A 14247-nucleotide genomic window follows, 5' to 3' on the forward strand; every position below is an offset into this window, starting at 1 on the left:
GCAACCGGGCAGGCGGGCGCGGCTCCTAGCGCGGCGTCGGGTTCGGCGGCGACCAATGCCGGCGTGGCGAACGGAAATCCGGCGACGGACACAGGCCTGGATTTGTCTTCGACGAACCTTGGCATTGCGGCGGCAATCGGTGCGGCTCTGGTGGCCTTGTTGGCCGGCTGGGGGATGCGGCGACGCAAACGTGCAGCTGGCGCTGCGGAGGCTGCTGATGCGGCTGTATCCGCGCGCGCTGCGGCGGTGGTGACGGCGGTGCCTTCGGAGGATGGTGAGGATAGAGGCGTCGAAGCGTTCACGGGTGACATTGCGGCTTTTGATGAGCCGGCGCAACGTCGGGTAGCAGGTGGCGAGGCGGTCCAGGCCGGTGTAATGGCGCGCGAAGCGAATGCGCAAGAAGTTGCGCAGGAATCGGCAGCGCGCGAAGCGGGGGAACTTGAGGCGACGGGCCACGCAGCGGAGCAGCACGCAAGCACGCGCGAAGTGACGGCTCACGAGGGGGCAGTGCGGGAGGTGGAGGGGCACGACCTAATGGCACACGACGTAGCGGCCCACGAAGCGGCTGCTTACGAAGAACCGGTCCACGAAGCAGCGGCACAAGAGGCAGCGGCCCACGAAGCAGCAGCACAAGACGTAGCAGCACAAGACGTAGCAGCACAAGAACCAGCAGCACCAGAGGCAGCAGCACAAGAGGCAGCAGCACGCGAAGCCGCATCACACGAAGCAGTGGCAAATGAGGCAACGGCACAAGACGCCGCTCCCCAACAACTTCCCGCCGATCATGCCAGCGTGTCGGACGGCTCGACGAGCCAATCACCGGCGTCAGCATCGCAAGAGCCCACGGCCTACGATCCCGACGCGTTCCCTGTGAACCGACCGGTGGAGCAAAGCGCTTCCGAGCCCGCACCAGTAGGTTTCGAACCTGCGGCCTTTGAGCACAAACGCGCCAACGGAACGCCAGAGCAAGCGTCACAGGATTTGGCGAAAGCCTCCGAGCAAGCGTCCGAAATCCCCTTGGAGTCAGTCCTAGATCATGACACCAAGGTGGGCGCTACATCCGCCGTACCACAGGAGCCGTTCACATCAACCGCTGAGTCCTCGGATAGCGACAAACAGGCCGAAATCCCAACCGGGAAGCAAGCGGCAGATACCGCATCGGAAGCAACTGCTCCCAACGAGCCGGCCTCTGGCTACGACCCGCTACACCCGCCAATCCACGTCGACGCGGCCGACGCAGAGCATCGCATTGAGCCCAACCACGGCCAGGCGCCGGTCGGAAGCGTCACGGCACCAGTTGAGTCGCCAGCCCTGAGCGGCGAAGATACGATTGCAGCCGCCGGATCGCACACGAACGGCGCGGCAGGCCACTGGGGCACGCCGGAAGCCTTCCCCTTGCCGGAGCCATTGGAGCCATTCCCGGCTGAACTGGGGGCGCCGAAGGGTTTCCCTCGTGAAGCCGTCGATGCATTCGGCAGTCTTGACCTCGGCTTGCCGCCTCGCCTGGATTCGGCAGCGTTGGAGCCGCGGCCGGTTTCGCTGGATAGACACCCGGTTGTCGACCCGGAGATCGCTGCTCAGCAAGCCTTGGCGTCGCGGCCTTCCGCGCCGCCCAAGGCCGCCGACGAAATCGCTGCCGGTACCGCTGGGGCAGGCGCTGTCGCAGGCCTCGGCGCAGCGCGTTTCGGTGCGCTGAACCTCGACTTCGATCTGGAGTTGCCGCCGAGTCCCGCGCTGCCGCTGCCGTTGTTCTCGCCGGAAGATCTCGGCAAGATCGCCCGCAATAAGCTCGATCTGGCCTCGGAGTACATCGAACTGGGCGATCTGGCCGGCGCGCGTTCGTTGATTCATGAAGTCATTGAGGCAAACGACGCCACCACGCGCTCTGAAGCGCGCGCGATGCTGTCGACGCTCGCACCGTTGTCATGACGCGTATCGCGCTAGGTATCCAGTACGACGGCTCGGCGTTTTACGGTTGGCAGTCGCAGCCGCACGGCAAGACGGTTCAGGACGAACTCGAGCGGGCCTTGCGCGAGTTTGCTCGGACACCGCTCCAAACTGTCGTGGCAGGGCGTACAGATACTGGCGTGCATGGCCTTGGACAGGTGGTGCATTTCGATACTGAACTCGAACGGACCGATTTCTCGTGGGTGCGCGGCACCAACGCATTTCTGCCGAAAAGCGTCGCGGTGCAGTGGGCAAAGCCGATGCCAGAGACGTTCCACGCGCGATTTTCCGCTTTCGAGCGGACCTATTTCTACGCGCTCTATGTGCATCCGGTGCGCTCGCCGATGTTGGCCGGGCGCGTCGGTTGGGTACATACCCCGCTTGACGTCGATGCCATGCGCGCCTCCGTGGCCTGTCTGATCGGCGACCACGATTTCTCCGCGTTTCGCTCATCGGAATGCCAGGCGAAGACCCCGGTCAAGCGTCTGCATCAAATCGACGTGCGGCAGCAAGGTGACTTCATTCACTTTCGCTTCCGCGCCAACGCATTTCTGCATCACATGGTGCGCAACCTGATGGGATGCCTGGTCGCGATCGGTCGCGGGCGTCATCCGGCCACGTGGATGGCCGAAGTACTGGCGAGCCACGACCGTAACCAGGCCGCTCCGACTTTCATGCCCGACGGGCTGTATCTCGCGCAGGTAGGCTATCCTGAGGAATTCGCGGTGCCTTCCGCGCAGTCAGGCAGCGTGCCGTGGAGCACTGTATGGACCGAATCATCGGAATCATGAATTCAAACCAGAACCAGTCGGCCGCAGATGAGACGCAGCAGAAGCAGGGTGCTGCGGATGCTGCCGTGCCCCATCGGACCCGCATCAAGCTGTGCGGCCTTTCCAAACCCGACGACGTCGCGCATGCCATCGATCTCGGTGCGGATGCGATCGGCCTTGTGTTTTATCCGCCAAGCCCGCGCTCGGTGAGCGTCGCGCAGGCGTTGGAACTGGTCAGGGACGTGCCGCCGTTCGTCTCGGTGGTGGGGTTGTTCGTGAACGCCACGCCCGACTGGATGCGCGAGGTGGCCAGCAATGTCCCGCTCACCTTGCTGCAGTTCCACGGTGACGAGAGCGCCGCTCAGTGCGAAGTGCTCGCCGGCGTTGCGGGTTTGCCTTGGTTGCGCGCTTTGCGTGTGGGGGCTGATACTCAGCAAGCCGATTTGGTAAAATCGGCGCTTAACTATGCAGCAGCCAGCGGCCTTCTGTTCGACACCCATGTCGAAGGCTATGGCGGCGGCGGGAAGGTTTTCGATTGGTCACTTATTCCAGCAGAGCTCGCGCGTCGGGCCGTTTTGAGTGGTGGGTTGAACGCGCAAAACGTCAGTGATGCGATTCATCGCGTGCGCCCGTACGCGGTCGATGTCTCGAGCGGCATCGAAGTAGCGGGCGCCAAGGGCGTGAAAGATCACGCCCGGATGGCGGCGTTCGTACGCGCAGTGCGCGCAGCGGACGCAGAGTGATTCGGCTGGCGCAGGCTTCGGACGAAGCGCGCCGGCCCACTGAGAAGAGTGACATCATGTATAACTTGCCCGATGAACGAGGCCATTTTGGCCAATTTGGCGGCGTGTTCGTCGCTGAAACGTTGGTTCACGCGCTCGACGAGCTGCGCGACGCCTACGCGAAGTATCAAAAAGACCCCGAATTCGTTGCTGAATATGAGCGCGAACTGAAGTATTTCGTCGGTCGTCCCTCCCCCATTTATCACGCGCAACGCTGGAGCGAAATGCTCGGCGGTGCCCAGATGTTCCTCAAGCGTGAGGATCTGAACCACACGGGCGCGCACAAGATCAATAACGTGATCGGCCAGGCGCTGCTCGCCAAGCGCATGGGCAAGAAGCGCGTGATTGCGGAAACGGGAGCCGGCCAGCACGGTGTGGCAACCGCCACGATCGCTGCACGCTTCGGCATGGAATGCGTCGTGTACATGGGCTCGGAAGACGTGCGCCGTCAGGCCGCCAACGTCTACCGCATGAAGCTGCTCGGCGCCACCGTCGTGCCAGTCGAATCCGGCTCGAAAACGCTGAAAGATTCCCTCAACGAAGCGATGCGCGACTGGGTGACCAACGTCGAAAGCACCTTTTACATCATCGGCACGGTTGCAGGTCCGCACCCCTATCCGATGATGGTGCGCGACTTCCAGCGCGTCATTGGCGACGAGTGCAAGGTGCAGATGCCGGAACTGGTCGGCCGTCAGCCCGACGCGGTGATTGCCTGCGTCGGCGGTGGATCGAACGCGATGGGCATCTTTTACCCATATATCGATGATAAATCCGTGCAGTTGATTGGCGTTGAAGCCGCCGGGGATGGCTTGGATACCGGGCGTCACGCGGCTTCGTTGATCGGCGGCAGCCCCGGCGTGCTGCACGGTAACCGCACCTATCTGTTACAGGACGCAAACGGCCAGATCATCGAGACGCATTCGGTGTCGGCAGGCCTGGACTATCCGGGCGTCGGCCCTGAGCACGCGTGGCTCAAGGACAGCGGTCGTGCGCAATACGTCGCTATCACCGACGAAGAGGCGCTCAAGGCGTTCCACGATTGCTGCCGGATCGAAGGCATCATTCCAGCACTCGAATCGAGTCACGCGCTCGCCTACGCGGCCAAACTCGCACCGACCCTGCCGAAGGACAAGTACCTTCTGGTGAATCTGTCGGGGCGCGGCGACAAGGACATGCACACGGTCGCTGAGCGATCGGGCATCACGTTCTGAGCGCCGCGACGATGCGCGACGAGTTCGACGAGCCGCAACCGGCAATCGAGGGCACTGAGGCTGAAACGGCCGAGGCCACCAAGGCACAGACACAAGCTAAAACGGCCAAGGCCAAAGCGACCGGAGCGCCAGCATTTGCGCTGCCGGCTGCTTTGCCTGTGGTACCTGCCGGTATTGACCTGTTGAACCGCGATTTTCTGACCGATGCAGCGAACCTGCCGGACGGTTCCATTGATCTGATCCTTGCCGATCCGCCATACGGGCTCGGCAAGGACTACGGAAACGACTCGGATATGCGCTCGGGCGATGACTTTATCGCCTGGACGCGTAGTTGGCTTGAACTGGCCATTCCAAAACTCAAGCCCAGCGGTTCGCTGTACATTTTTTGCACGTGGCAATACGCGCCGGAAATCTTCTGCTTCCTGAAGACGCACCTCACGATGGTCAACGAGATCATCTGGGACCGGCGTGTGCCCAGCATGGGTGGCACCACTCGCCGCTTCACGTCCGTGCATGACAACATCGGCTTTTTTGCGGTGTCGAAGGATTATTACTTCGATCTCGATCCCGTCCGCATCCCGTACGATGCCGTCACGAAGAAGGCGCGTTCGCGCAAGTTGTTCGAAGGCAGCAAGTGGCTGGAGCTTGGCTATAATCCGAAGGATGTCTGGTCGGTATCGCGACTGCATCGGCAACATGCCGAGCGTGTCGACCATCCGACCCAGAAACCGTTGGAAATTGTCGAGCGGATGGTGCTGGCCTCCTGCCCACCAGGCGGTCGAGTGCTTGACCCGTTTATGGGCAGCGGCACCACGGCAGTCGCCTGCGCACGCCAAGGGCGCGAATTCGTCGGCTATGAAATCAATGAAAGTTACTGCGCGATAGCGCGTGAACGCGTCAGCGCGGTCGCGCCGGCCGTCTCGGTTGAACCGGATGCGGCGATTGCGCCGCTCACGGCTGAAACCTGATTCGGCGGCCAATCGCGCAGAACACGCAGCGAACGGCGCCGAAAGGCGGCGAATGCGCAGCTAACTATTTTCGAGAAAATTTCCATGTCCCGTATCAAGAACACATTTTCGGCACTGGCCGCGCAGGGCAAGAAAGGGCTGATCCCGTTCATGACGGCAGGCGATCCGGACCCGGCTCGCACCGTCGAATTCATGCATGCACTCGCCGCGGGTGGTGCGGACGTGATCGAACTCGGCGTGCCTTTTTCGGACCCGATGGCCGATGGGCCGGTGATTCAGGCGTCGTCCGAGCGCGCATTGGCGCACGGCGTCTCGCTTCGCAGTGTGCTGGCGGACGTGAAGACCTTTCGGGAACGCGACGACAAGACGCCCGTGGTGTTGATGGGCTATGCCAATCCGATCGAGCGCATGGGCGCGGAAGCCTTTGCGGCTGCTGCGCGGGACGCTGGTGTGGATGGCGTGCTCGTTGTTGACTACCCACCGGAAGAGTCGGTAATCTTCGCCGAACAGATGCGATCTGCCGGTATCGATCCGATCTTCCTGCTCGCGCCCACTTCGACGGACGAGCGCATCGCGGAAGTCGGGAAAATCGCCAGCGGCTACGTGTATTACGTGTCGCTCAAGGGGGTCACCGGAGCGGCAAATCTGGACGTTTCCAGCATCGCGAGTAAAATCCCGGCCATCAAGTCGCGCGTCCCCCTGCCGGTGGGCGTCGGTTTTGGCATCCGGGACGCCCAGACAGCGAAGTCCGTGGCCGAAGTTTCCGATGCCGTCGTGATCGGCAGCCGTATCGTGCAATTACTCGAAAAAGCCACGCCGGACAAGGCCGCCGAGACGCTCACGCGCTTCGTTGCCGAAGTTCGCGAGGCGCTCGATAGCATCGGCGCGACCGCCCGATAATCGTTACTTTTTGTCTGCTGTATGCTGCGCGGCGGGTTCGTCCCCGCCGTTGCGCGTACCGAAGACTCAGGAAGGAATCAAGATGAGCTGGCTCGACAAGCTGCTGCCGCCGAAAATCAAGCAAACCGATCCGAAAAACCGCAAGGGCATTCCGGAAGGGCTGTGGATCAAGTGCCCGTCGTGCGAAGCGGTCCTGTACCGCAACGACGTCGAGGCCAATCTGCACGTTTGCCCGAAGTGCGACCATCACATGCGGATTGGCGCACGTGAGCGGCTCGACGGCTTGCTCGATCCGGAAGGCCGCTATGAAATCGGCCAGGAAATCCTGCCGGTCGACGCGCTGAAATTCAAGGACAGCCGCAAGTACCCGGATCGCCTGAAAGAGGCGATGGAAGAAACCGACGAAACTGACGCCATGGTTGTGATGGGCGGCGCGATTCACACGCTGCCGTGCGTGGTCGCCTGCTTCGAGTTTTCCTTCATGGGCGGCTCGATGGGTTCGGTAGTCGGAGAGCGTTTCGCCCGTGGCGCGCAGAACGCGCTCGAGCAGCAAGTGCCGTTCATCTGCTTCACCGCTTCGGGCGGCGCGCGGATGCAGGAAAGCTTGCTGTCGCTGATGCAGATGGCCAAGACCACGGCCATGCTGACCAAGCTGGCCGAAGCCAAACTGCCGTTCATCTCGGTACTGACCGATCCGACCATGGGCGGCGTGTCGGCCAGCTTCGCTTTCCTCGGCGACGTGGTGATTGCGGAACCGAAGGCGCTGATCGGCTTTGCCGGCCCGCGCGTGATTGAACAAACGGTGCGTGAAAAGCTGCCGGAAGGCTTCCAGCGCGCCGAATTCCTGTTGACGAAGGGCGCGGTCGACATGATTACCGACCGTCGCAAGCTGCGCGAAGAAATCGCCCGCCTGATGGCGCTGATGTCCCGCCAGCCGGCCGATGCCGTCGCCTAAGAGCCAGCCGCACAGCCAGCAACAAAACCGTGCCTGATGGCACGATCCAGAAAAAACAGCGCGCCGCGAGAGGTCATCAAGCGGCGCGCTGTCATTTCCGGGATAATCGCGGTCTCACGTTGCGCGAAACGCCAAAAGGATCATCCAAGGCGCCGCCGCAAGGACCGCAACAATCGCAGTTAGGTTGGCGGTAAGAAGTGCAGCATCCGCGACAACCCGCCATACCGCCTAACCGACGTAGCCGATGACCACCTTCCCCACTCTCGACGCGTGGCTCACGCATCTCGAATCCGCGCATCCGGTCGGTATCGACATGGGTCTGACACGGATCAGCCAGGTGCGCGACGCGCTGCAACTGTCGTTTGACTGTCCCATCATCACGGTGGGTGGGACGAACGGTAAGGGATCCACGTGCGCGATTCTCGAAACGATCCTGCTGCGCGCGGGCTACCGGGTCGGTTGCCATACGTCGCCGCATCTGCTTTCTTTCAACGAGCGGGCGCGGGTGAACGGCAAAGAGGCGAGCGACGCTGACCTGCTGCCGCATTTTGAAGCCGTCGAAACAGCGCGTTTGAGTCTGCCGGAACCGGTCTCGCTGACCTATTTCGAATTTACGACGCTGGCGATCATGAATCTGTTCGCCTCGCGCGGACTGGATGCGGTGATTTTCGAAGTGGGTCTGGGTGGACGTCTGGATGCGGTCAATATCCTCGACACCGATTGCGCGATTATCACCAGCATCGACATCGATCACACCGAATACCTCGGCGATACGCGCGAGAAGATCGCCTTCGAGAAGGCGGGTATTTTCCGCGCCGGGAAGCCAGCCATCTGCGCCGACCCCGTGCCGCCGCAGACTTTGATTGATCATGCGGAAAAGATCGGCGCCGATCTGTGGTTATTTGGCCGCGATTTCCGCTATGAAGGGCAGGCCGGCAGCGAGCGTCAGCAATGGAGCTACGTGGGCCGCACGATGCGCCGTTCGGCGCTTGCCTACCCAGCCCTGCGCGGCGCGAATCAGTTGATCAACACCTCGGCTGCGCTGGCCGGACTGGAAGCGCTGCGCGACCGGCTGCCGGTCTCCGCGCAGGATATCCGCCTGGGTCTGGCGAATGTGGAGTTGCCGGGACGCTTTCAGGTGCTGCCCGGCAAGCCGGCCATTGTGCTCGACGTGGGTCACAATCCGCACGCCGCCGCGGTGCTGACGCAAAATCTCGGCAATATGGGCTATTTTCCGTACACATACGCTGTGTTTGGCGCCATGCGTGACAAGGACATCGCCGGCGTGATCGAGCACATGAAGAGCGAGATCGATCACTGGTGTCTGTCCAGTCTACCCACGCCGCGCGCCGCTTCCGCGCAGGACCTGGAGGCTGTTTTGCGTGAATCCGGTGTCACGGATGGAGCGGATAGCAGCATCACGCGGTTCGATTCGCCAGCCGAGGCGTTCCAAGACGCGCTAAATCGAGCCTCGGAGAATGATAGAATCGTGGTTTTCGGCAGTTTCTATACGGTAGCCGGCGTGATGGCCTACCGTAAATCGCAGCAACACTGAACGCGCGGCAGCCTCGAACCAAGCCATTCATGGGTATTTTCTCGTTCGGCAAGAAAGACGACGCGCCCACCCGGCGCGGCGCAAATACCAGTTCCACCCGGGCCGCCCGTGGCGAGCGCGTGGAGCGGCGAACCCGCCGCACGGAACGGCCCGATGCCGATGCCATGCTGCTCGACCCCACGCTGCCTGAAAAGCAGCGCGCGCGCCGCCGCCTGGTCGGTGCCATCGCGATGGTGGTCGCAGCCGTGGTGATCCTGCCCATGGTGCTCGATTCGCACCCCAAGCCGGTGACTGACGACATCGCCATTGATATTCCTAACCGTCCGGCGCCCAAAATGAGCGCGGACGACGAAGACACGCAGGCAGGCGTAGCGCCGGACAATCCGGTGTCGCCTGAAACCAGCGCGACGTCCGCGCAATCGGCCACCGGCGGGATTGCGCCGGCTCCAGCGGCGCCTGCTGTCACCAATTCGACGAAGCAACCGGGCGCAACATCGGCCGCTACGACCAAGTCGAGCAAATCGCAAACGGCCGCGAATACGGCAAATGCCGCGCCTGCAACGGCGTTTGCGGCCCCGGCTAAACCAGCAAAAACGACGCCTGCTCCGACGCAAAGCGTCGCGAACGCGAACGCTTACAACAGCGCAAACAACGACGCGAACACCAGCGCCGCCGGCGCGGATGCCGATTCCGGCACCCCCGCGTCGCCGCCGGGCAGCCGTTTCGCAGTGCAGCTCGGTTCGTTCCCGGACGACGCCAACGCGAAAACATGGGCCGGCAAGTTGAAAGCAGCGGGAGTGCCCGCATATACCGAACGTCGGAAGCAAGCGGACGGCTCGACCGTCACGCTATTGCGGGCGGGTCCGTTTGCTGACCGCGCGGCTGCGTCGGCAGCCATCGCGAAGGTCCGCGCGGCCGGTCTGACGTCGGGTTCGAACAACGGCGTGGCACAGTAACCCGGTGATGTTCACTGCCTTCGACTACGCTGTAATGGCGGTGATCGGGTTGTCAGCCCTGCGGGGCACCTGGCGAGGGTTCCTCGCCGAGGTATTCGGGCTGATCGGCTGGATTGCAGCGTTTTTGATTGCCTGCCGCTTTGTCGGCTACGTCGTGCCATATATGCCGGTGAACTGGCCGGGCGGCGCGTTGACCCAGTGGCTGCTCGCTTTTGTGCTGCTGATTGTCGGCGTGATGCTGGTGGTGGGTGTGGCCAATGCGTTGCTGAGCCGGCTGGTGCAGGCAACGGGCTTGAGCGGCGTGGACCGCTCGCTCGGTTTGATGTTCGGCCTCGTACGCGGGGTCATCCTGGTGCTGATTCTGGTCGCCCTTGCTGGCCTGACCGAACTGCCCCAGCAGAAATTCTGGCGCGACGCCTTGCTGCGGCCCTACGCGGTCGAAGGCGTGCACCAACTGAAACCGCTGCTTCCGGAGACGCTCGCTGCTTACGTCCGCGTGTGACGATCAGATGAGCCGTTCAACGGAGCGAGCAGGACACCGGCGTTACCCGGATGCTTCCCCGGCACCGGCCGCCGTTACGACTTTCGTACCTTTGAAGGACATGCCATGTGCGGCATCGTAGGCGTAGTTTCCCAGTCCCCGGTCAATCAGCTGATCTATGACAGTCTGCTGCTGCTGCAACATCGCGGTCAGGACGCAGCGGGTATTGCAACGGCGGACGGTAGCAATTTCCACATGCATAAGGCCAACGGCATGGTGCGCGACGTGTTCCGCACGCGCAACATGCGTAGCCTGCCCGGCACGACCGGCATTGGCCAGGTGCGTTATCCGACGGCCGGTTCCGCGACGAGTGAAGAAGAAGCCCAGCCGTTCTACGTGAACGCGCCGTTCGGCATCATCCTCGCTCACAACGGCAATCTGACCAACTGGCAGCAATTGAAAGACGAGATGTTCCGCGTCGATCGCCGCCACATCAACACCAACTCCGACACCGAAGTGCTGCTCAACGTGCTCGCGCACGAACTGCAGCTTTCGAGTTCGGGCCTGCAACTCGATCCGAATGCCGTGTTCAAGGCGGTTTCGGGCGTGCATCGCCGGGTCCATGGCTCGTATGCGATCGTTTCGTTGATTGCTGGCTATGGCCTGCTGGCTTTCCGCGATCCGTTCGGCATTCGCCCGCTGTGCCTCGGCAAGCAGGAAACCGCGCACGGCGTTGAATGGATCATCGCGTCGGAATCGGTGGCAATTGAAGGGATTGGCTTCGAGTTCGTGCGCGACGTGGCGCCGGGCGAAGCAATTTTCATCGACATCGAAGGCAATCTGCACTCGCAACAGTGCGCGACCAACGCCAGCCTGAACCCGTGCATTTTTGAACTCGTGTACCTCGCGCGTCCGGACTCGGTGCTCGACGGCGTACCGGTCTACAACGTCCGCCTGCGCATGGGCGACTACCTGGCTGAGAAGATCAAGCGCGAACTACCGGATGTGGCCATTGACGTCGTGATGCCGATCCCCGATTCGTCGCGCCCGGCTGCAATGCAGGTCGCCAAGAAACTTGGCGTCGAGTATCGCGAAGGCTTCTTCAAAAACCGTTACGTTGGCCGGACCTTTATCATGCCGGGCCAGGCGGTGCGCAAGAAGTCGGTGCGTCAGAAGCTCAACGCCATGGCGATCGAATTCAAGGGCAAGAACATCCTGATCGTCGACGATTCGATCGTGCGCGGCACCACTTCGCATGAAATCGTGCAGATGGCCCGCGATGCTGGCGCAAACAAGGTGATTTTTGCCTCCGCCGCGCCGCCGGTGAAATTCCCGAACGTCTACGGTATCGACATGCCCACGCGTGGCGAACTCGTCGCGCATGGCCGCACGGATGAAGAAGTCGCGCGCATGATCGGTGCGGATTACCTCGTGTACCAGGACGTCGACGCACTCAAGCAGGCCGTGCGCGACACCAACCCGGCTCTGAAGGAATTCGAAGCGTCGTGCTTCGACGGCAACTACATCACGGGTGACGTCACGAGCGAGTATCTGGATCGCATCGAAACCGCGCGTAACGCGCCGTCCGCGCAATTGGACCGTGATGCCGCAAGCGAAGCGATGGAAGGTGGTGCACCGCGCTCGCAACTGCACCTGCAGTTGTCGGTGGAGTAACAGCACAGCGTGCCCTCGGTGGCCTGGCGTCTCGCGCTGGGCAACTGAGGGCATGAAATCCCGTTGCAGCCAGGCAGGCGTGTTTTCCGGAGCGGAACGCAAAGCGGGAGATGAGCAGCAAACGTCACGCGTGACGACCCTGCACGCAGCCTGTCACGCATGTTACGATGGTGTCTTGCGTCGATTTGATCTCAGCTTGCGGACGCGGGGCAACCCAAAACAGCTAAAGCGAACGGTGGGAAAAGCAGTAACCGTCCGCCGCCGCTCCAGCTTTCCCCCGCACAGAAGCCCGCTTATGCCGACGCAAAGCGGGCTTTTTTGTTGCCGGCGCGGTTCTGCTTCATGCCTGTTCTGAAACGGAACCGCCGGTCTGGAAAACGTGACAACACGTGGTCAATGGAAATAGAACCAACATGGACGACTCCCTGAATTTCGACACCCTCGCGGTCCGCTCGGGCACGCTGCGCAGCGACTTCAACGAGCATTCGGAAGCGATTTTCCTCACGTCGAGCTTCGTGTTCGCCAGCGCCGCAGATGCCGCCGAGCGCTTCAAGAACTCCGAGGACAATTACACGTACTCGCGCTTCACGAACCCCACGGTCACGATGTTCCAGGATCGCCTGGCCGCCCTCGAAGGCGGTGAGGCGTGCATGGCAACGGCGTCGGGCATGGCCGCGATCATGTCGGTGGTGATGTCGGCGCTGCAGGCGGGCGATCACCTTGTCAGCTCGCGCAGCCTGTTCGGTTCGACGCTTGGCATGTTTTCGCAGATCTTCAGCAAGTTTGGCATCGTCACGACCTTCGTCGATCCGACCGATCTCGACGCATGGAAGGACGCCGTGCGTCCCGAGACGAAGATGTTTTTCCTCGAAACGCCGTCGAACCCGTTGACCGAGATTGCCGATATCGAAGCCATCAGCAAGATCGCCAAGGCTGCGAACGCGCTGTTTGTGGTCGACAACTGTTTCTGCAGTCCGGCGCTGCAGCAGCCGCTGAAACTCGGTGCAGACGTCGTAATGCATTCGGCCACCAAGTTTCTCGATGGTCAGGGCCGCGTGCTCGGTGGCGCGCTGGTCGGCTCGAAGCAGTTCATCATGGAGAAGGTGTTTCCGTTCGTGCGCAGCGCGGGGCCGACCTTGTCCGCGTTCAACGCGTGGGTGCTGCTTAAGGGCATGGAAACGCTGTCGCTGCGGGTTGAAAAGCAGTCGGACAATGCGCTGGAGATCGCGCGCTGGATGGAAACGCATCCGGCCGTTAAGCGTGTGTTTTATCCGGGCCTCGAATCGCACCCGCAGTTCGAGATTGCGAAGCGTCAGCAGAAGTCGGGCGGGGCGATTGTGTCGTTCGAACTGAAGGGCGACACACCCGAAGCGCAGCGCGCGAATGCATGGCGGGTGATCGACAGCACGAAGATCTGTTCGATTACCGGCAACCTGGGCGACACGCGCACGACGATCACCCATCCTGCGACGACGACGCATGGTCGCATCACGCCAGAAGCGCGGGCAGCCGCCGGTATCACTGAAGGGTTGATCCGCCTCGCGGTGGGCCTCGAAAATGCAGGCGATATCCGTAACGATCTGGCGCGTGGATTGGAACAATAAGAGGGGCAAGTCAGCATGATTGAGCAGACCGCGGCTGCGGCCTGCTCAATCAATTACGCAATCAATGCCGTACCGCGCGCCATTGCCCGGGCGCGAGCCCGAAGCGACGCGTGAAGGCGTGGGTATAGGCGCTCTGATCGCTGAAGCCCACGTCGAGCGCGACCTCAGTGAGCGACCGGCGCGGATCGGCAAGCAGCGTAACGGAAGTATCGAGGCGCAGGCGCTGCAGATAACGATGCGGCGTCTCGCCGAATGCTTCGATGAACAACTGATGAAAGCGTCGCATGCCGAAGCCGCAATGTGCGGCGAGATCGGCGATGCGAAGCGGCTCGGAAAGGTGCGCGCGCAGCCATCGATCGATGCGGGCGAAGTCGAGACCCGCGCCCATCGCCTCGGCCTGCGTCGTACCGCCGTCAGCGAGCATCGCCGCGCATAGACGCGCGG

The 14247-nt window shown here is 62.1% G+C and carries 13 protein-coding genes; 12 read left to right on the plus strand and 1 reads right to left on the minus strand.

The annotated features are described in order from the left end of the window. The 12 genes from WCA85_RS20625 to WCA85_RS20680 form a co-directional block, all read left to right on the plus strand. Positions 1–1929 (plus strand): FimV/HubP family polar landmark protein (locus WCA85_RS20625; protein ID WP_424066734.1); only part of this gene is annotated, 1929 nt, incomplete at its 5' end. Further along, complete coding sequence (gene truA / locus WCA85_RS20630) at positions 1926–2738, plus strand: tRNA pseudouridine(38-40) synthase TruA (protein WP_424066735.1); 813 nt, start codon at positions 1926–1928, stop codon at positions 2736–2738. The genes WCA85_RS20625 and truA, both read left to right, overlap by 4 nt. After that, the gene (locus WCA85_RS20635) at positions 2714–3460 is read left to right on the plus strand and encodes a phosphoribosylanthranilate isomerase (protein ID WP_424066736.1); all 747 of its coding nucleotides are present in this window, start codon (positions 2714–2716) and stop codon (positions 3458–3460) included. The genes truA and WCA85_RS20635 overlap by 25 nt, the downstream gene beginning before the upstream one ends. A 56-nt stretch (positions 3461–3516) precedes the next feature. Continuing rightward, positions 3517–4710, plus strand: coding sequence for a tryptophan synthase subunit beta (gene trpB, locus WCA85_RS20640; RefSeq protein WP_424066737.1), 1194 nt, complete (start codon positions 3517–3519; stop codon positions 4708–4710). Positions 4711–4721: 11 nt separating this feature from the next. After that, positions 4722–5678 carry a DNA-methyltransferase gene (locus WCA85_RS20645; protein ID WP_424066738.1) on the plus strand — a complete coding sequence of 319 codons (957 nt, stop codon included), beginning with the start codon at positions 4722–4724 and terminating at the stop codon, positions 5676–5678. 84 nt (positions 5679–5762) lie between these two features. Further along, entirely contained in the window at positions 5763–6578 is an 816-nt protein-coding gene (gene trpA, locus WCA85_RS20650; RefSeq protein ID WP_424066739.1) for a tryptophan synthase subunit alpha, read from the plus strand. An 82-nt stretch (positions 6579–6660) separates the two neighbouring features. Then, positions 6661–7533, plus strand: coding sequence for an acetyl-CoA carboxylase, carboxyltransferase subunit beta (gene accD, locus WCA85_RS20655; RefSeq protein WP_424066740.1), 873 nt, complete (start codon positions 6661–6663; stop codon positions 7531–7533). A gap of 244 nt (positions 7534–7777) precedes the next feature. Beyond that, entirely contained in the window at positions 7778–9088 is a 1311-nt protein-coding gene (folC, locus tag WCA85_RS20660) for a bifunctional tetrahydrofolate synthase/dihydrofolate synthase (RefSeq protein WP_424066741.1), read from the plus strand. A 29-nt stretch (positions 9089–9117) separates the two neighbouring features. After that, positions 9118–10044: an SPOR domain-containing protein gene (locus WCA85_RS20665; protein ID WP_424066742.1), complete on the plus strand. Its 927-nt coding sequence runs from the start codon at positions 9118–9120 to the stop codon at positions 10042–10044. A gap of 7 nt (positions 10045–10051) precedes the next feature. Beyond that, entirely contained in the window at positions 10052–10546 is a 495-nt protein-coding gene (locus WCA85_RS20670) for a CvpA family protein (protein WP_424066743.1), read from the plus strand. A 105-nt stretch (positions 10547–10651) separates the two neighbouring features. Further along, complete coding sequence (gene purF / locus WCA85_RS20675; RefSeq protein WP_424066744.1) at positions 10652–12199, plus strand: amidophosphoribosyltransferase; 1548 nt, start codon at positions 10652–10654, stop codon at positions 12197–12199. A 413-nt stretch (positions 12200–12612) separates the two neighbouring features. After that, positions 12613–13803, plus strand: a complete 1191-nt coding sequence (locus WCA85_RS20680; protein ID WP_424066745.1) for an O-succinylhomoserine sulfhydrylase — start codon at positions 12613–12615, stop codon at positions 13801–13803. A 61-nt stretch (positions 13804–13864) separates the two neighbouring features. Here WCA85_RS20680 and WCA85_RS20685 read toward each other — a convergent pair. Next, positions 13865–14247, minus strand: a 383-nt coding sequence (locus tag WCA85_RS20685; protein WP_424066746.1) for a helix-turn-helix domain-containing protein, incomplete at its 5' end; no start/stop codon positions are given.

Source organism: Paraburkholderia sp. (assembly GCF_049581445.1).
Lineage (GTDB): Bacteria > Pseudomonadota > Gammaproteobacteria > Burkholderiales > Burkholderiaceae > Paraburkholderia.